Origin of the sequence: Xanthomonas dyei, assembly GCF_002939865.1 — a bacterium.
GTDB classification, from domain to species: Bacteria; Pseudomonadota; Gammaproteobacteria; order Xanthomonadales; family Xanthomonadaceae; genus Xanthomonas; species Xanthomonas dyei.
Genome location: NZ_MDEE01000001.1, coordinates 165,122 through 182,501, shown reverse-complemented (window position 1 = coordinate 182,501; position 17,380 = coordinate 165,122). Strand labels below are relative to the sequence as shown.

General features: G+C 65.3%; 11 protein-coding genes and 1 pseudogene. 11 read left to right on the top strand and 1 reads right to left on the bottom strand.

All coding sequences use genetic code 11. From position 1 onward, the window contains the following. The first annotated feature begins 28 nt into the window (after window positions 1-28). The 7 genes and pseudogenes from XdyCFBP7245_RS00795 to XdyCFBP7245_RS00760 all read left to right on the top strand — a co-directional run bounded on the left by XdyCFBP7245_RS00795 (window position 29) and on the right by XdyCFBP7245_RS00760 (window position 10,480). Window positions 29-2,571, top strand: a pseudogene (locus XdyCFBP7245_RS00795) (DUF3857 domain-containing transglutaminase family protein). A gap of 153 nt (window positions 2,572-2,724) precedes the next feature. Then, window positions 2,725-3,363, top strand: coding sequence for a glutathione S-transferase family protein (locus tag XdyCFBP7245_RS00790; protein ID WP_170068424.1), 639 nt, complete (start codon window positions 2,725-2,727; stop codon window positions 3,361-3,363). A gap of 19 nt (window positions 3,364-3,382) precedes the next feature. Next, a complete protein-coding gene (gene asnB / locus XdyCFBP7245_RS00785; protein ID WP_104613944.1) occupies window positions 3,383-5,323 on the top strand; it encodes an asparagine synthase (glutamine-hydrolyzing) in 1,941 nt (646 codons plus the stop codon). 276 nt (window positions 5,324-5,599) lie between these two features. After that, window positions 5,600-6,154, top strand: a complete 555-nt coding sequence (locus tag XdyCFBP7245_RS00780) for an NADPH-dependent FMN reductase (RefSeq protein ID WP_104613943.1) — start codon at window positions 5,600-5,602, stop codon at window positions 6,152-6,154. A gap of 221 nt (window positions 6,155-6,375) precedes the next feature. After that, complete coding sequence (locus tag XdyCFBP7245_RS00770) at window positions 6,376-7,806, top strand: replicative DNA helicase (RefSeq protein ID WP_104613941.1); 1,431 nt, start codon at window positions 6,376-6,378, stop codon at window positions 7,804-7,806. A 258-nt stretch (window positions 7,807-8,064) separates the two neighbouring features. Then, entirely contained in the window at window positions 8,065-9,483 is a 1,419-nt protein-coding gene (locus XdyCFBP7245_RS00765; protein ID WP_104613940.1) for a cryptochrome/photolyase family protein, read from the top strand. A gap of 271 nt (window positions 9,484-9,754) precedes the next feature. Further along, the gene (locus tag XdyCFBP7245_RS00760; protein WP_104613939.1) at window positions 9,755-10,480 is read left to right on the top strand and encodes a YiaD family glycine zipper/OmpA-like lipoprotein; all 726 of its coding nucleotides are present in this window, start codon (window positions 9,755-9,757) and stop codon (window positions 10,478-10,480) included. 273 nt (window positions 10,481-10,753) lie between these two features. Here XdyCFBP7245_RS00760 and XdyCFBP7245_RS00755 read toward each other — a convergent pair whose 3' ends face one another. Continuing rightward, window positions 10,754-11,785 (bottom strand): XC_2801 family transcriptional regulator, encoded by a 1,032-nt coding sequence (locus tag XdyCFBP7245_RS00755; protein WP_104613938.1) that lies wholly within the window; start codon window positions 11,783-11,785, stop codon window positions 10,754-10,756. A gap of 129 nt (window positions 11,786-11,914) precedes the next feature. Between XdyCFBP7245_RS00755 and XdyCFBP7245_RS00750 the strand changes: the two genes are divergently transcribed. The 4 genes from XdyCFBP7245_RS00750 (at window position 11,915) to XdyCFBP7245_RS00735 (ending at window position 17,374) form a co-directional block, all read left to right on the top strand. After that, window positions 11,915-12,142, top strand: coding sequence for a hypothetical protein (locus XdyCFBP7245_RS00750; protein ID WP_104614226.1), 228 nt, complete (start codon window positions 11,915-11,917; stop codon window positions 12,140-12,142). After that, the gene (locus tag XdyCFBP7245_RS00745; protein WP_170068422.1) at window positions 12,139-12,912 is read left to right on the top strand and encodes an SDR family NAD(P)-dependent oxidoreductase; all 774 of its coding nucleotides are present in this window, start codon (window positions 12,139-12,141) and stop codon (window positions 12,910-12,912) included. Before XdyCFBP7245_RS00750 ends, XdyCFBP7245_RS00745 begins: the two co-directional genes overlap by 4 nt. After that, window positions 12,909-14,099, top strand: a complete 1,191-nt coding sequence (locus XdyCFBP7245_RS00740; protein WP_104613937.1) for an efflux RND transporter periplasmic adaptor subunit — start codon at window positions 12,909-12,911, stop codon at window positions 14,097-14,099. The genes XdyCFBP7245_RS00745 and XdyCFBP7245_RS00740 overlap by 4 nt, the downstream gene beginning before the upstream one ends. 104 nt (window positions 14,100-14,203) lie before the next feature. Next, a complete protein-coding gene (locus XdyCFBP7245_RS00735; protein ID WP_104613936.1) occupies window positions 14,204-17,374 on the top strand; it encodes an efflux RND transporter permease subunit in 3,171 nt (1,056 codons plus the stop codon). The last annotated feature ends 6 nt before the right edge of the window (window positions 17,375-17,380 follow it).

The following is a 17,380-nucleotide window of genomic DNA, read 5'->3' as shown; positions in this document are numbered from 1 at the left end:
GGTGTGGGTGATCTGCGCGATTGCCGCAATCGCGATACCGCCGGCGCAGGCAAACGAGGCGCCGAGCATGGCGCCGACACCGGCATGGGTGGTCGCCGATGCGGTGCCCGACAGCGTGCCGGGCGCGAGTGGGCTGCGCTATGAACTGGTGTCCGATCAGGTCGATCTGACCGGCCCCGCGGTACGCGCGTATCGGCGGCTGAGCTATACGGTGCAGCGGGCCAAGAGCCTGGACGAGGCCGGGCAGATCTCCATCGACTACCAGCCGCAGTATCAGACGCTGCAGCTCAACAGCCTGGAGGTCTGGCGCGCGGGCCAGCGCATCGACATGCGCAGCCGCGCGCATTACGCCAAGCTGCGCCGCGAAAGCGGCCTGGAAGACGGCTTGATCGATGGCGCGCTGACGCTGTCGATCACTTTGCCGGACCTGCGCGTCGGCGACCGGGTGGATTACGCGGTGACCATCACCGGCAGCAACCCGGTGTTCGGCAAGGGCTATTACGACGTCTTCGATGCGCGCTACGGCGTGCCGCTGGGCGAACGGCGGATTCGTGTGCGTTATCCCGCCGACATGGCCTTGCAGTGGCGCATCAGCGCGCCAGGCTTCAGCCGCAATGTCAGCAGTGCCGATGGGGTCACGCTGTTGAACATCGGGGCAAGCAATATCGCCGCGGTGCAGGAGGAAAAAGGCGCTCCCGACGATGTGGACCCGTACGGCCTGATCGAAGTGTCCACCGCCGGCAACTGGGCGAATGTGGCCGCATGGGCCGCGCAGTTGTATCCGGATGCGTTCAAGGATGCGCAGGTGGCCGCCAGCATGAGGCAGAGCCTGCGGCTGCACAGCGACGATGCGCAGGGCGCGTTGTTGCGCGCGGTGGCCTTCGTGCAGGGCGAGATCCGCTACGTCGGCCTGGACATGGGCGAAAACTCGCACGCGCCGCATGCGCCGGAAGTGACGTTGCGCAACCGCTACGGCGATTGCAAGGACAAGGCGACCTTGTTGATTGCGTTGTTGCAATTGGCCGGCATCCGTGCCGAGCCGGTGCTGGTCAGCAGCGACAAGGGCGCCGCACTGGACAAGCGCCTGCCCAGCCCCTACGCCTTCGACCATGTGGTGGTGCGCGCACATCTGCCGCAGGGCGATGTGTGGGTGGACGCCACGCGCGACCGCGAGGACGGCCCGCTTGCGCAGCGTCGGCCGCTGCCGTTCGTACGTGGATTGCCGGTCCTGGCCGGGCAGGACGCCCTGGTCGACGTACCGGCGCCGATGCCGACCTTGCCGCAGGTGGAGGTCATCGAAGACATCGCGATTTCGCTGCGCAAACCGCAGCGCGTCGCCACTTTCAGCGTGGACACCACGTATCGGCAGGGGCGCGGCGAGCGGGTGACATCGAGCTTCGAAAACGATGGCGCGCAAGCGATGGGCGAGCGCTATCTGGAGTTCATGCAGCAGTACTACACCGCGCTGACACAGGTCGATGCGCCGACCATCGACGATAGCGATGCATTGAATGTCCGCACGCACGAAACCTATCGGCTGGAATGGCCGGTGGCAGAAGGCGACGAAGTGGGTTTCCCGCTGTTTCAGCTCGGCGACTGGATGGATAGCTTGCCCAAGGAGGCGCGCAAGAGCCCGTTGGTGCTACGCGGGCCGCAGCTGGCGCGGCAGACCGTGCGCGTGCAGACCGACCCGGTAGCCAAGGTGGATGCAGACACGCAGAGCGTGAGCAACCCCTGGTTTCGCTTCTCGCGCACGATCGCGATGCGCGATGGCCGCATCGAAATTGTCGGCGAATGGCAGCGTTTTACCGACCGCATTCCCGCTAACGGGGTGGAGCGTGCGGCGGCCGATATGGAGCGTGCGCGCGACCTGCTGTACTTCAATCACGACCTCAAGCCGCAGCGGCGCAAGCAACCGACCGATTGGCGGGCGCTGAGCTATCCGCTGGTGGGTTGCTGGCCTTGATCGTGCTGGTGTTGGGTTGCTTGGCCTGGTGGCGTGGCGGCGGCCTGGGTGGGCTGCTGTTCGACCCGCATGGCACGATGCAGCGCATGCCGCAGCAGGTTGGTTTGCGCCGCAGCGCCTGGACAGTGTTTGCCGTGACCACGCTGGTGTCGGCGTGGATGTGGCTGCATGCGCTGCCATGGTGGATGCAGCTGGCCGGTGCTCTGGCCGTTGGGGTGGTGCTGGTGCTGGGCTGCGTGCTGCTCAAACAGTTATTGCGCTGGATGGGCAGTGCGGCGCAGGTCCAGCGGCTGCTGCCGGCGATGGCGGGCAGCGTCTTGCCATGGCTGGTGTGCGTGCTCGCCGGGCTGGTGGCGCTCAAGGGCAAGCCGGCCCTGCTGCAGAGCGGCGCCAGCGATCCGGCCGGCATGGCGCAGTTGTCGACGTGCGTGCTGCTGTTGATGCTGGGCGGCCTGTGGTGGTCGGTGTGCTCGGTGCAGGCCGTTGCCGGTGCCACCGGGTGCGGACGCGCGCGGGCCTTCGGCGCCTGGGCGTTGACGCTGTCGCTGCTGGGTGTGGTGATTGCGGTGCTGGGCGTGCCGGTGGCGATCGTGGCGACGGGGTGAGATGGGCCATCGCTGCGATGCTGGCGATTGCAGCGCATGCAGCGCATGCAAAGGGTGGCGGCAGGCGGCTGCCGATGCGTGCAAAGGGCTTTGCAAAGGCGCACGGGGCTGTGACACTGCCAGCCCCCTCGTCGTTGTCGCGGAGCCAGCTTGATGTCGACCGTGCGTCCCCCGTTGACCGTGCATGGCATGTCCAGTTCCGGCAACTGCTACAAGGTGCGTCTGCTGCTGGAGCAGCTGGGTAGCCGGTATCACTGGGTCGAAGTGGACAGCGTGGCAGGGCAGACCCGCACGCCGGAATACCTGGCCAAGAATCCCAACGGCAAGGTGCCGATGGTGGAACGCGACGATGGCCGCGTGCTCACCGAATCCAACGCCATTCTGTTCTGGCTGGCCGAAGGCACGCCCTACCTGCCCACCGATGCCTGGCAACGCGCGCAGGCGCTGAGCTGGATGTTCTTCGAGCAATACAGTCACGAGCCGTATCTGGCGGTGGCACGTTTCATCAGCCTGTGGACACCGCGCGATGCATCGCGCCGCACCGAACTGCCGCAGCTGCGCGCGCGTGGCGAACAGGCGCTAGCGGTGATGGAACAGCATCTGCAGCAGCACGCCTGGTTTACCGGGAGCGACTACGGCATCGCCGACATCGCGCTGTTTGCGTACACCCATTGCGCCGAGGACGGCGGTTTCGATCTGGAGCGCTGGCCTGCGATCGGTGCCTGGCTGCAACGCGTGCAAGCGCTGCCGGGCTTCGTGCCGATGCCCGCACCTGCGGCGGTGGCGGCATGAGTCGGCAGGAGCGCTGAGCATGTGCGGATTGGCAGGAATGCTGCTGGCATCGCCGCGTCTGCATGGCGAGCAGCTCGATGCGCTGGTGCGGCCGATGGGCGCGGCCCTGCGTCATCGCGGCCCGGACGATGCCGGCACCTGGTGCGATGCGCAGGCCGGCGTGGCGTTGGCGCACCAGCGGCTGAGCATTCTGGATCTGTCGCCGCTGGGCCATCAGCCGATGCGTTCGGCCGACGGCCGCTATGTTCTGGCCTATAACGGCGAGGTCTACAACTTTGCGCAACTGCGTGCCGCGTTGGCTGCGCTTGGGCATCGCTTCCGCGGGCATTCCGATACCGAAGTGCTGCTGGCAGCGGTGGTGGAATGGGGGCTGGACGACACCTTGACCCGCTGCAATGGCATGTTCGCCATCGCACTGTGGGACGAGCGCGACAACTGCCTGTTCCTGGCGCGCGACCGCGTCGGCAAAAAGCCGCTGTATTACGGTTGGGCCGGCGACACGCTGGTGTTCGGTTCCGAACTCAAGGCGCTGTGGCAGCACCCGGATTTCGACAACGGGGTCGATCGCGACGCGCTGACCTTGCTGCTGCGCCTGGGCTACATCCCGGCGCCTGCCTGCATCCACGAGCGCACCTTCAAGCTGATGCCCGGCCGCGTGTTGCGGATGGATGCGCAGACCGTGGCGGCAGGTGCGGCCGCGCACCGTCCCGACCAGGCGCAACAGCCGTTCTGGAATGCGCGCGAAGCGATGCAGCGTGCGTTGGCAGCGCCATTTACCGGCACCGATGCGCAGGCCGAGGAACAACTCGATGCGGTGCTGCGCGATGCGGTGGCGCTACGCATGGTGGCCGACGTGCCGGTGGGCGTGTTTCTGTCCGGCGGCACCGACTCGTCCATCGTCACCGCGATGATGCAGGCGCAAAGCAGCCAGCCGGTGCATACCTTCAGCATCGGCTTCGAAGGCTCGCATCACGATGAAGCGCCACTGGCGCGCGAAGTGGCCACGCATCTGCACACCGACCACACCGAGCTGTACGTCAGCGGCGCCGACGCACTGGCGGTGGTGCCGACCTTGCCGGACATGTTCGACGAGCCCTTCGCCGATGCCTCGCAGGTACCGACCGCATTGGTCGCGCGGCTGGCGCGCGGCGGCGTGACCGTGGCGCTGTCCGGCGATGGCGGCGATGAATTGTTCTTCGGCTATGGCCGCTACCAGCGTGCGCTGCGCAACTGGCGCATGCACGGCCTGGTGCCGGGCCCGCTGCGAAAGCTGATGGCGGTAGTGGCGCGCAGCAATGGCGAATCTTCGCGCACCGGCGGGCTGGCCGCGCTGGTCGCCGAAGCCGGCGCACGCGGCATCGGCGATATCTACCGCAATCGCATTTCGCGCTGGCGCGACCCGGCGGCGGTGGTGCTGGGTGCCACCGAGCCGGACAGTTTCTACAGCCTTGCCGACCCGCTGCACGGCTCCGGCACGCCGGCCGACGCGATGATGCTGGCCGATTTCGCCGCGTACCTGCCCGACGACCTGTTGTGCAAGGTCGACCGCACCACCATGGCGGTGGGCCTGGAGGCGCGCGCACCGCTGCTGGACTGGCGCGTGGCCGAATTCGCCTGGTCGCTGCCGCTGTCGCTCAAGTACCGCGACGGGGTCAGCAAGTACCTGCTCAAGCGCGTGCTGTGCCGCTATCTGCCCGAGCCGATGGTCTACCGCGGCAAGCGCGGCTTCGGCGCGCCGGTCAGCGCCTGGCTGCGCGGCGATCTGCACGGTTGGGCAGACGATCTGCTGGCGCACGGCACCCTGGAGCGCGAGGGCGTGTTCGCCGCCGATACCGTGGCCAGGCTATGGCGCGACTTCAACGGTGGCGAACGCAAATGGCATACGCACCTGTGGACGGTGCTGATGTTCCAGGCCTGGCAGGCGCATTGGCGCGAGCAACGCGCGGCGATCACGCGCTGATCTTGGTCAACGCGTCGATCCTGCGCGCGTCGACTAAGCGTTGCGTGGTGCGCGAGTGCGAGGCGCGCGCGCACCGCGCTGCCGTTGCTGAGGTGTTGCCGACGCTTGAAGCTGCCGTTCGGCCACCAGGCCGGGTAGGAGGCGTCAGCGCCTTGCAGACTGACACGCCACCGTTTGCGTCTATCTGCGGTTGATCTGCCGGAGTCGGGCGGCACTTCACCGGCTCTGAGCATCGCGCTGGGTAGGGTGGGGCCCTGTTTCCACGGAGCGTCCCCCATGAGCAAGATCACCATCGCCGTCCTGGTCGGCAGCCTGCGCGCAGCGTCGTACAACCGTCAGCTGGCGCGCGCACTGGAGCATCTGGCCGGCGACAAGGCCGTGTTCGAGTATGTGGAGATCGGCGATATCCCGCTGTACAACCAGGACCGCGACGGCGACTACCCGGCCGAGGGCACGCGCCTGAAGCAGCAGATCCGCGCGGCCGATGCGGTGTTGTTCGTCACGCCCGAGTACAACCGTTCGATTCCCGGCGTGCTCAAGAACGCCATCGATACCGGCTCGCGGCCTTACGGCGACAGCGCATTCAGCGGCAAGCCGGCCGCGGTGGTGGGCATCTCGGTCGGTGCGATCGGCACTGCTACCGCGCAGCAGCATCTGCGCAACGTGCTGGCGTATCTGAACATGCATGTGCTCGGCCAGCCGGAGGTCTTCCTGCAGTACAAGGACGGCCTGTTCGGCCCGGACGATCAGATCGCCAATGCCGACAGCCGCAAGTTCCTGCAGGGCTTTGTCGACGCATTCCTGGGCCTGGTCGCGCACCTCAAGCATTGAGTTGATCACAGCGTTGTCGCAGCGGATGCGCGCTCTCCGGGCAGCCTGGTCAGGGTGCCGAAAGCCAGGCAGGGCAGGGGTCGCGGCTGCTGCGACAGCGCTCGCGTACAAGGATGATGCACTGGCTGTCCACCAGTTATCCACAGAGTTGTGCATGGTCGTCGGCGCCGTCGATGACTATGCTTCCTGACCTCGTCTCCCCGCGTCAGGTTTGTTCGTCCATGTCCGCTCGTCCTGGTTTCCGTTCCAAGCGCAATCGTGATCGCGACGACGACGATTACGATCGTCCCGAGCCGCGTCTGGACCAGTTGCGCGTGCCGCCGCATTCGGTCGAAGCCGAACAGGCGGTGCTTGGCGGGCTGATGCTGGCACCGGAAGCCTTCGATCGGGTCAACGACCAGCTCACCGACAACGATTTTTACCGGCGCGACCACCGGCTGATCTACCGCGCGATCCGCGAGTTGAACGAGAAAGACCGTCCGTTCGATGCGGTGACGCTGGGCGAGTGGTTCGAGTCGCAGGGCAAGCTGGAGCAGGTGGGCGATGGCGCGTATCTGATCGAGCTGGCCAGCACCACGCCGTCGGCCGCCAATATCGCCGCCTACGCGGAAATCGTGCGCGACAAGGCCGTGCTGCGGCAGCTCATCGAAGTGGGCACCACCATCGTCAACGACGGCTTTCAGCCGGAAGGCCGCGAGAGCGTGGAGCTGCTGGCGTCGGCGGAAAAAGCGGTGTTCAAGATCGCCGAAGCCGGCGCGCGCGGACGCACCGATTTTGTGGCGATGCCGGGCGCCTTGAAGGACGCGTTCGAAGAACTACGCAACCGGTTCGAAAACGGCGGCAACATCACCGGCCTGCCAACCGGCTACACCGACTTCGACGCGATGACCGCCGGCCTGCAGCCGACCGATCTGATCATCCTGGCCGCGCGTCCGGCGATGGGCAAGACCACGCTGGCGCTGAACATCGCCGAATACGCTGCGATCAAGTCCAAGAAGGGCGTGGCGGTATTTTCGATGGAAATGTCGGCCTCGCAGCTGGCGATGCGTCTGATCTCCTCCAACGGCCGCATCAATGCGCAGCGTCTGCGGACCGGTGCGCTGGAAGACGAGGATTGGGCGCGCGTGACCGGCGCGATCAAGATGCTGAAGGAAACCAAGATCTTCATCGACGACACGCCCGGCGTGTCGCCGGAAGTGCTGCGTTCCAAGTGCCGCCGGCTCAAGCGCGAACACGATCTTGGCCTGATCGTCATCGACTACCTGCAGCTGATGTCGGTGCCGGGCAACAGCGAAAACCGCGCGACCGAAATTTCGGAAATCTCGCGTGGTCTCAAGGGCCTGGCCAAGGAACTCAATGTGCCGGTGATTGCGCTATCGCAGCTCAACCGCTCGCTGGAAACCCGTACCGACAAGCGCCCGGTGATGGCCGACCTGCGCGAATCGGGCGCGATCGAGCAGGACGCGGACATGATCGTCTTCATCTACCGCGACGATTACTACAACAAGGAAAATTCGCCCGACAAGGGCCTGGCCGAGATCATCATCGGCAAGCACCGCGGTGGCCCGACCGGCTCGTGCAAGCTCAAGTTCTTCGGCGAATACACCCGCTTCGACAATCTGGCGCACGATTCGGTGGGCAGCTTCGAATAAGTGTCTTGCCACCGTTAGTTACAGGCGGTCGTAGCTGGCAGTTGGGCGTTAGAGCGGCGCGTTATCGCACGCGCCCGGTCTGTAATATGTGCGTGGGCGCCGCCGCTACGGTAGCGCCTGAGCAATCCACTGCGACGCAACGTCTACCGATGCGCATCGCGGACTGATGCGCCTGCACGTTGGAGCAAGCAGGGCATCGCACCATCGTTGCGTGCGCTGGCTTATGCTGCGCAGCCTCACCGCCGCTGCCGAGTTCGCATGTCTTACGCCATCGTCTGGTTTCGTCGCGATCTGCGTCTGCAGGACAACCCGGCCCTGCGCGCTGCGCTGGATGCCGGGCATGACCCGATTCCGCTTTACATCGACGCACCGCACGAAGAGGGCGAATGGACGCCCGGCGCGGCCTCGCGCAGCTGGCGACATCGCTCGCTGGCGGCGCTGGACGCGGCATTGGGTGCGTTGGGCAGCGGCCTGGTCATCCGTGCCGGCAACAGCGCGCAGGTGCTGGATGAAGTGATCGCGCAGACCGGTGCGGTGGCGGTGTACTGGAACCGCAAATACGAACCGGCCACCCAGCCGCGCGATGCGCAGATCAAGCGCAGCCTGCGTGAGCGTGGCATCGAGGTGCAAAGCTGCAATTCTGCATTGCTGTTCGAGCCCTGGCAGTTGTCCACCCAACAAGGTGGCCCGTACAAGGTGTTCACCCCGTTCTGGCGTAATGCGCTGACCCAGTTGCAGCTGCCGGCCGCCGTGCCCGCGCCGCGCAGCTTGCCGCCGTTGCCGGCGACGTTGAAAACCGTTGCGCTGGAGTCGCTGGAGTTGCTGCCGCGCTTGAACTGGGACCATGGGTTCTGGGAGCACTGGCGGCCAGGCGAGGCCGGTGCGCATGAAATGCTGGAGATCTTCATCGACGGCGCGCTCAACGGGTATCGCGAAAATCGCGACCGGCCCGATCGCCTCGGTACCTCGCAACTGTCGCCGCATCTGCACTTTGGCGAGATCGCACCCTGGCGCATTGCCAGCATGCTGGAAGCGCAGCGCAACGCGCGCAATGGCGCCGAGATCGATGGCTACATCCGCCAATTGGGCTGGCGCGATTTTTCGTATCACCTGCTGCATCACTTTCCCGACACCACCCACCAGAATCTCAATCCGCGCTTCGAAGGGTTCGACTGGGCCAAGGTCGATCCGGTTGCGCTGCAGGCCTGGCAACGCGGCCGCACCGGCATTCCGATCGTCGATGCGGGCATGCGTCAGCTCTGGCACACCGGCTGGATGCACAACCGTGTGCGCATGATCGTGGCCAGTCTGTTGTGCAAGCACTTGCGCGTGCACTGGATCGAAGGCGCGCGCTGGTTCTGGGACACGCTGGTGGATGCGGACCTGGCCAACAACACCATGGGCTGGCAATGGGTGGCCGGCACCGGTGCCGATGCCGCGCCGTATTTTCGCGTGTTCAACCCGGTCACGCAGGCAGAAAAATTCGATCCGCAGGCTATCTACATCACGCGCTGGGTGCCCGAGCTCGGCAAGCTCGCGGTGAAGGAGCGCTTCGCGCCCTGGCTGCATCCGTTGTCGCTCGCGCGCTTCGCACCGGAGTATCCGCGCACACCCATCATTGGTCTTGCAGAAGGGCGCGATGCGGCATTGGCTGCGTATGCAAAGACGCGGGGCTGACTGCGGCGCATGTGCTGAGGCATGTGCGTGTGCGCCTGCAGTGCAGGCGAGTCGCAACGCCCAACGCGCCTTCGATGCGGTCGCGCCGCAACGCAGGTAGCTGCAGTTTTCGTCGTGTTTTCGCATGTGGCCACCGAAAACGTTTTCCTGAATGGACGGCTATCCACGCAGCATCGACGGCCGTTTTCATCATGCGCCAGTCGCGTTGGTCTGTTTATCCTCGCCGACACGATCGAGTGCCGGATGTTCCGGCCACAGGAGCACGCACACCATGTCCCCAGCAGCCACCAAGAGTCTCGCCGTTGCCCTGGCCAGCGCCATCGCGCTGTCCGCCTGCGCCACCGGCGGCTCGTATGTGCAGCGCGATCAATACGGCGACCAGACCCAACAGCAGAACCGTACCGGCCGCAATGCGCTGATCGGCACCGCGATCGGTGTGGCTGCGGGCCTGCTCACCGGCGACAGCGCCACCGAGCGTCGTCAGCACGCGATGGTCGGTGCCGGCATCGGCGCACTCAGCGGCGCGGCGGTCGGCCAATACCAGGATCGCCAGGAGCGCGCGCTGCGTGAGCGCACCGCCAACACCGGTATCGACGTGCAGCGCCAGGGCGACAACATCACCTTGAACCTGCCCGACGGCATCACCTTCGACTTCGGCAAGTCGGCGTTGAAGCCGCAGTTCTACAGCGCGCTCAATGGCGTTGCCTCCACGTTGCGCGAGTACAACCAGACCATGGTGGAAGTGGTGGGTCATACCGATAGCGTCGGCAGCGATGCGGTGAATCAGCGCCTGTCCGAAGAGCGCGCCGGCGCCGTGGCGCAGTATCTGACCGCCCAGGGCGTGCAGCGCGAGCGCATGGAAACCATGGGCGCCGGCAAGCGCTACCCGATCGCCGACAACAGCACCGACACCGGCCGCGCGCAGAATCGTCGGGTGGAAATCCGCCTGATTCCGCTGCGTGCGGAAGGCGCTGCCAGCAACACCGGCATGCGTTGAGTACCTCGTACCTGTGAAGTCTGCGCTGGTGACTCCTCGCTAGCGCAGGAGTCTGGAAACAGGCCGCGAAAGCGGCCTGTTTTTTTATGTCGAACGAAAAATTTCAAGCGAAATGCGCGGCGTGATTTCGTCATTCCAGTCTGCGCATGTAACCCATGTGCCCTTCGGGCACCTTCTGCCGACAGGAGAAGGATCCATCTAAGCCCAACTGACTCACACACTCGAGCGATCAAGCACTCAAGCACTCAAGCACTCAAGCGCTCAAGCACGCACTCACGCAGTCACGTGTTCGAGAATACGCTTGCCTTCCGCACGCTCGGCTTCCAGCTCCACTTCCACTTCCGCCTCGCTGTTGGCCTTTTGCGCGGCCAACCGTGCCGGGCACTGGGCCATCATGTAATCCGCGTCGAAGTTCATCCGCGTGACCAGAAAGTCCACGAACGCGCGCACTTTTGGCGACACCAGACGACCGCCGGCAAACACTGCGTTGAAATCCACTTCCGGCCCGGTCCAGCCAGCGAGCACGCGGCGCACCAGGCCCGATTGCACGAACGGTTTGGCCATCACATCGCCGGTCAGCAGTAACCCTTCGCCGCATAACACCGCACCGTTGAGCGCGGCCGGGTCGTTGGCCACCATCAATGGATTGACCGGAAAATCGCGTACATCGCTGCCGTCGCTGAGCGACCAGAAGAAGCGGTTGTTTTGCACGTTGCGGTTCTTGCGCAGCGCCAGCGTGCGATGGAATTGCAGCTCGTCCGGATGCAGCGGCTCGCCATAGCGTTCGATATACGACGGGCTGGCGAACACTTGCGTGCGCAGGCTGCCGAGCTTGCGCGCGACCAGATTCGAATCGGGTAGGGCACCGACGCGCAACGCCAGATCGGCTTCGCCGCCGATCAGGTCCAGCTTTTCGTTGCCAAGATGCATATCCAGCTGGATTTCCGGGTATTGCGCGTGGAATTCGCCCAGCAACGGCGCGATCCAGGTGATGCCCAGCGAGTACGGCACGGTAAACCGCAGCCAGCCGCGTGGGCCGGACTGCAGTTGCCCGACCGCGCTTTCGGCTTCTTCCAGTTCGCGGGCGATGCGCTGGCAATGCTCGTGGTACACCGAGCCGGCTTCGGTCAGGCCGATGCGCCGTGTGGTTCGGTGCAACAGGCGTGCACCCAGGCGCGTTTCCAGTTCCTGCACCTTGCGGCTGACGGTGGTCTTGGGCAGGCCAAGCGCATTGGCGGCGGCGATGAAGCTGCCTTGTTCGACCACCTTGACGAAGATCAGGGTGTCGTTGAGATCGTGTGTCATGGCACTGCCTTCCGGGGGTCAGGAGGGATTAGACCGCTTGCGGGACGATTATTCCCCTAAATCCGGACTAATCAAGTGCTGCTTTGAGGCCTAGCCTACGCAGCATCCCTTCAACGCAGGAGCACGGCCATGTGGTTGTGCGATGTCTTCGGCTTGTCCTCCAACTCTCGCAGCGCCATCGAAAGCGCCTTCGATCCTGTGGTTTCCACGGCAAGAAGCCCGCGCGCCAGCGTTTCGCGTGGCTTTTCCGCCTCGCCCAAGCGGCAGGCTGGCGGTGCGCCGATGCAGCGGACTGGGCTGCAGGCGCGCTGGGTGCAGCGCGGAATTGTCCCGATGTCGGGAGTGAAAGTCCCATGAATGGGATGGTCCAATCCGAAACCGTCGTGATCGGCGGCGCGGGCAACGTGGGTGCCGGGATCGTCACCGCGTTGCTCGACGCCGGCATGCCGGTGCTGGTGATTGGACGCGATGCCGCCAAGCTCGACGCGCTGCGCGCGCAGCATGGCAATGCCCCGCTGCTGGAAACCCTGCAAGGCTCGGTGGCCGACGATGCCTCGGCGCAGGCGCTGGCCACCGAGCTGGCGCAGCGCCCGCGCCCGTTAGGCGCAGTGATCGCCAGCCTGGGCAGCCCGCTGAAGGCCGGGCGCCTGCTGGACCGGCCGGTGACGGCACTGCGTCGGCGCCTGGAGCGCGACGTGCTGCCGCATCTGGCGGCGGCACGTCACCTGCTCCCGCTGCTGGCCGAAGCCGACGGCGGCGGCCGCTATCTGTTGCTGGGCAGCCCGTGCGCGTTACGCGCCTGGGCGGCGCACGGCGACAGTTCGGTGGCCGCCGCCGCCATCCGCATGCTCGCCCAGGTGCTGCATGAAGAAGCCAAACCGCTGGGCGTGCGCGTACATCTGCTCTCGGTCGAACAGCCGGTGTGCACGCCGGGCCGCGCCAAGGACGCATGCCCGGAATGGATTCGCGCCGTGGACGTCGGCCGCGCCGCCGTCTCGCTCATCACCGGGCCTGGCCAGCCCGGCCAACCCATCGTGACCGTCAGCCGTCGTCTTTCTACCGCTCCGTCGGTGGACCGGCTGGCCGGTCTGCATTTGCCCATTCCCACTCGAGAGATCTCTCCATGACCCCGAACGCCACCCCGTTCCGTTTTCCAATGCGTACTGTTCTGACGGGCGCCGTGCTCGCTGTCGTGCTTGCCGCCTGCGGCGGCGGTGCTGCGCAGACCGGCGCGCCGCCGCCGCCCAGCGTCAGCGTCGCGCCGGTGCTGATGAAGGAGATCAGCCAGTGGGACGAATTCAGCGGCCGCATCGAGGCGGTGCAAAGCGTCGAATTGCGCCCGCGCGTGTCCGGTTACATCGACAAGGTGAACTACACCGAAGGCGCCGAAGTGAAGAAGGGCGATGTGCTCTTCAGCATCGACGACCGTAGCTACCGCGCCGATTTCGCCCGCGCCAACGCAGCGATGGTGCGGGCGCGCACCCAGGCCACGCTGGCGCGCAGCGAAGCGGCACGTGCGCGCAAACTCTCCGACCAGCAGGCCATTTCCACCGAAATCTGGGAGCAGCGTCGCGCCGCCGCCGATCAGGCCGATGCCGATCTGCTGGCCGCACAAGCGGCAGTGGACACCGCCAAACTCAATCTGGACTGGAGCCGCGTGCGCGCGCCGATCGACGGCCGCGCCGGGCGTGCGATGGTCACCGCCGGCAACCTGGTCACCGCCGGCGACAGCGCCAGCGTGCTGACCACGCTGGTGTCGCTGGACAAGGTGTTCGTCTACTTCGATGCCGACGAAGGCACCTTCCTGCGCTATTCGCAGATGGCCCGCAATGGCGAGCGTCCGGACGAACGCGGCGGTGAATTGCCGGTGCGCATCGGCCTGGTCGGCGAGCAGGGCTTTCCGCACGCCGGGCGCGTGGATTTCCTGGATAACCAGGTGACCCGCAGCACCGGCACCATCCGCGTGCGTGCCGTGCTCGACAACGCGCAACGGCAGTTCACGCCGGGCCTGTATGCGCACGTGCAGTTGCTGGGCAGCGGCCAGTTCAAGGCCATGCTGGTCGACGAAAAAGCCGTGTTGACCGACCAGGACCGCAAGTACGTCTACGTGGTCGACAAGGACGGCAAGGCGCAGCGCCGCGACGTGGAGCTCGGTCGCAGCGCCGATGGGCTGCGCATCGTGCGCAAGGGTCTGGCCGCCGGCGACCGTGTCGTGGTCGATGGCGTGCAGAAGATCTTCATGCCCGGCATGCCGGTCGATGCCAAGGCCGTAGCCATGGCCGCCGCACCGGACAAGCGCACCGCGTCGAACTGATTCATCGCTGCATCGCGCTTCGACCACCGGCCTGACACCCAGACCGGATTTGGGCCGCTGTGCCGCGCCGCCACCCGGCGGCAACCTCTTTCAGGACCACCCCAATGGACTTTTCCCGTTTTTTCATCGACCGGCCGATCTTTGCCGCGGTGCTGTCGATCATCATCTTCGCGGCCGGCCTGATCGCCATGCCGCTGCTGCCCATCAGCGACTACCCCGAAGTGGTACCGCCGAGCGTGCAGGTACGTGCGGTGTATCCGGGCGCTAATCCCAAGGTCATTGCCGAGACCGTCGCCACGCCGCTTGAAGAAGCGATCAACGGCGTCGAAAACATGATGTACATGAAGTCGGTGGCTGGCTCGGACGGCGTGCTGGTGGTCACCGTGACCTTCAAGCCCGGCACCGATCCGGACCAGGCACAGGTACAGGTGCAGAACCGCGTCAGCCAGGCGCAGGCGCGTCTGCCCGAAGACGTGCGCCGACAGGGTGTGACCACCCAGAAGCAGTCGCCGACGCTGACCATGGTGGTGCATCTGACCTCGCCCAAGGGCAAATACAACTCGCTGTACCTGAGCAACTACGCCACCTTGAAGGTCAAGGACGAGCTGTCGCGTCTGCCTGGCGTGGGCCAGATCCAGATCTTCGGTTCGGGCGACTACGCCATGCGTATCTGGCTGAATCCGGACAAGGTGGCCGCGCGCGGGCTCACCGCCAGCGACGTGGTCGCTGCGATCCGCGAGCAGAACGTGCAGGTCTCCGCCGGCCAGCTCGGCGCCGAGCCGATGCCGAACAAGAGCGACTTCCTGCTCTCCATCAATGCGCAGGGCCGCCTGACCACCGAAGAAGAGTTCGGCAACATCGTGATCCGCAGCGGCAACAGCGGCGAGATCGTGCGCTTGAGCGACGTGGCGCGTCTGGAGCTGGGCGCCGGCAACTACACCTTGCGTTCGCAGCTGGACAACCAGAACGCGGTGGGCATGGGCGTGTTCCAGTCGCCCGGTGCCAACGCGATCGAATTGTCCGACGCCGTGCGCGCCAAGATGGCCGAGCTGGAAAAGCAGTTCCCGCAGGACATGGCCTGGTCGGCAGCGTATGACCCTACCGTGTTCGTGCGCGACTCGATCAGCGCAGTGGTGCACACGCTGCTGGAAGCGGTGCTGCTGGTGGTGCTGGTGGTGATCCTGTTCCTGCAGACCTGGCGCGCTTCGATCATTCCGTTGCTGGCGGTGCCGGTGTCGGTGGTGGGCACGTTCGCGGCGCTGTATCTGCTTGGGTTCTCGATCAACACCTTGAGCCTGTTCGGCCTGGTGCTGGCGATCGGCATCGTGGTCGACGATGCGATCGTGGTGGTGGAAAACGTCGAGCGCAATATCGAAGAAGGCCTTACCCCGCTGGCGGCGGCGCATCAGGCGATGCGCGAAGTGTCCGGGCCGATCATCGCCATCGCGCTGGTGCTGTGCGCAGTGTTCGTGCCGATGGCATTCCTGTCGGGCGTGACCGGCCAGTTCTACAAGCAGTTTGCGGTAACCATCGCCATTTCCACTGTGATTTCGGCGATCAACTCGCTGACCTTGTCGCCGGCGCTGGCAGCCATGCTACTCAAGGCCCACGACGCGCCCAAGGACGGCCCGTCGCGGTTGATCGATCGTTTGTTCGGTTGGTTGTTCCGTCCGTTCAACCGCTTCTTCAACAACAGCTCGCACAAGTATCAAGGTGCGGTGTCGCGTGCGCTGGGCAAGCGTGGCGTGGTGTTCATGGTGTATCTGTTGCTGCTGGTCGGCACCGGTTTCATGTTCAAGATCGTGCCGGGCGGCTTCATTCCGACCCAGGACAAGCTGTACCTGATCGCCGGTACCAAGCTGCCGGAAGGCGCCTCGCTGGAGCGCACCAATGAGGTGATCCGTCAGATCACCCAGATCGCGCTGCAGACCGAAGGCGTGGACCATGCGATTGCGTTTCCGGGTTTGAATCCGCTGCAGTTCACCAACACGCCCAATACCGGCACGGTGTTTCTGACGCTCAAGCCGTTCAGTCAGCGTAGCCGTACCGCCGCGCAGATCAATGCGGAAATCAACGCACGTATCAGCCAGATCCAGCAGGGTTTTGCGTTCGCCTTCATGCCGCCGCCGATTCTGGGTCTGGGCCAGGGCTCGGGTTACTCGCTGTATATCCAGGACCGTGCCGGTCTGGGCTATGGCCAGCTGCAGAGCGCGGTGAATGCGATGTCCGGTGCGATCGCGCAAACGCCGGGCATGCAGTTCCCGATCGGTACCTACCAGGCCAACGTGCCGCAGCTCGATGCCAAGGTCGACCGCGACAAGGCAAAGGCGCAGGGCGTGCCGCTGACCAATCTGTTCGACACGCTGCAGACCTATCTGGGTTCGTCGTACATCAACGACTTCAATCGCTTCGGTCGCACCTATCAGGTGATCGCCCAGGCCGATGGACAGTTCCGCGACAGCGTCGAAGACATCGCCAACCTGCGCACCCGCAATGCCAACGGCCAAATGGTGCCGATCGGCAGCATGGTCACGCTGGGCCAGACCTACGGCCCGGATCCGGTGATCCGCTACAACGGCTACCCGGCTGCCGATCTGATCGGTGAAGCGGATCCGCGCGTGCTGTCGTCCACCGAGGCGATGCACACGTTGGCCGGCATGGCACCGAAGGTATTGCCCAACGGCATGAACATCGAATGGACCGACCTGAGTTATCAGCAGTCCACGCAGGGCAACTCGGCATTGATCGTGTTCCCGATGGCGGTGTTGCTGGCGTTCCTGGTGCTGGCCGCGTTGTACGAAAGCTGGACCCTGCCGCTGGCGGTGATCCTGATCGTGCCGATGACCTTGCTGTCTGCGTTGTTCGGTGTGTGGCTCACCGGTGGTGACAACAACGTGTTCGTGCAGGTGGGCCTGGTAGTGTTGATGGGCCTGGCGTGTAAGAACGCGATCCTGATCGTGGAATTCGCCCGCGAGCTGGAGATGCACGGCAAGGGCATTGTCGAGGCCGCGCTGGAAGCCTGCCGCCTGCGTCTGCGCCCGATCGTGATGACCTCCATCGCCTTCATCGCCGGCACCGTGCCGCTGGTGTTCGGCCATGGCGCCGGCGCCGAAGTGCGCTCGGTCACCGGTATCACCGTGTTTGCCGGCATGTTGGGCGTGACTCTGTTCGGCCTGTTCCTGACCCCTGTGTTCTACGTGGCGCTGCGCAAGTGGGTGACCCGTCGCGGGCCTGCTGCACCGGCTGCCGTCTCGCATGACGCCCTCAAGGCGTAAGCCAAT

Excerpts from the sequence above, each read along its gene's own strand:
- XdyCFBP7245_RS00790 (WP_170068424.1), top strand. The coding sequence starts at position 2,725 with ATGTCGACCGTGCGTCCCCCGTTGACCGTGCATGGCATGTCCAGTTCC.
- asnB (WP_104613944.1), top strand. The coding sequence starts at position 3,383 with ATGTGCGGATTGGCAGGAATGCTGCTGGCATCGCCGCGTCTGCATGGC.
- XdyCFBP7245_RS00780 (WP_104613943.1), top strand. The coding sequence starts at position 5,600 with ATGAGCAAGATCACCATCGCCGTCCTGGTCGGCAGCCTGCGCGCAGCG.
- XdyCFBP7245_RS00770 (WP_104613941.1), top strand. The coding sequence starts at position 6,376 with ATGTCCGCTCGTCCTGGTTTCCGTTCCAAGCGCAATCGTGATCGCGAC.
- XdyCFBP7245_RS00765 (WP_104613940.1), top strand. The coding sequence starts at position 8,065 with ATGTCTTACGCCATCGTCTGGTTTCGTCGCGATCTGCGTCTGCAGGAC.
- XdyCFBP7245_RS00760 (WP_104613939.1), top strand. The coding sequence starts at position 9,755 with ATGTCCCCAGCAGCCACCAAGAGTCTCGCCGTTGCCCTGGCCAGCGCC.
- XdyCFBP7245_RS00755 (WP_104613938.1), bottom strand. The coding sequence starts at position 11,785 with ATGACACACGATCTCAACGACACCCTGATCTTCGTCAAGGTGGTCGAA.
- XdyCFBP7245_RS00750 (WP_104614226.1), top strand. The coding sequence starts at position 11,915 with ATGTGGTTGTGCGATGTCTTCGGCTTGTCCTCCAACTCTCGCAGCGCC.
- XdyCFBP7245_RS00745 (WP_170068422.1), top strand. The coding sequence starts at position 12,139 with ATGAATGGGATGGTCCAATCCGAAACCGTCGTGATCGGCGGCGCGGGC.
- XdyCFBP7245_RS00740 (WP_104613937.1), top strand. The coding sequence starts at position 12,909 with ATGACCCCGAACGCCACCCCGTTCCGTTTTCCAATGCGTACTGTTCTG.
- XdyCFBP7245_RS00735 (WP_104613936.1), top strand. The coding sequence starts at position 14,204 with ATGGACTTTTCCCGTTTTTTCATCGACCGGCCGATCTTTGCCGCGGTG.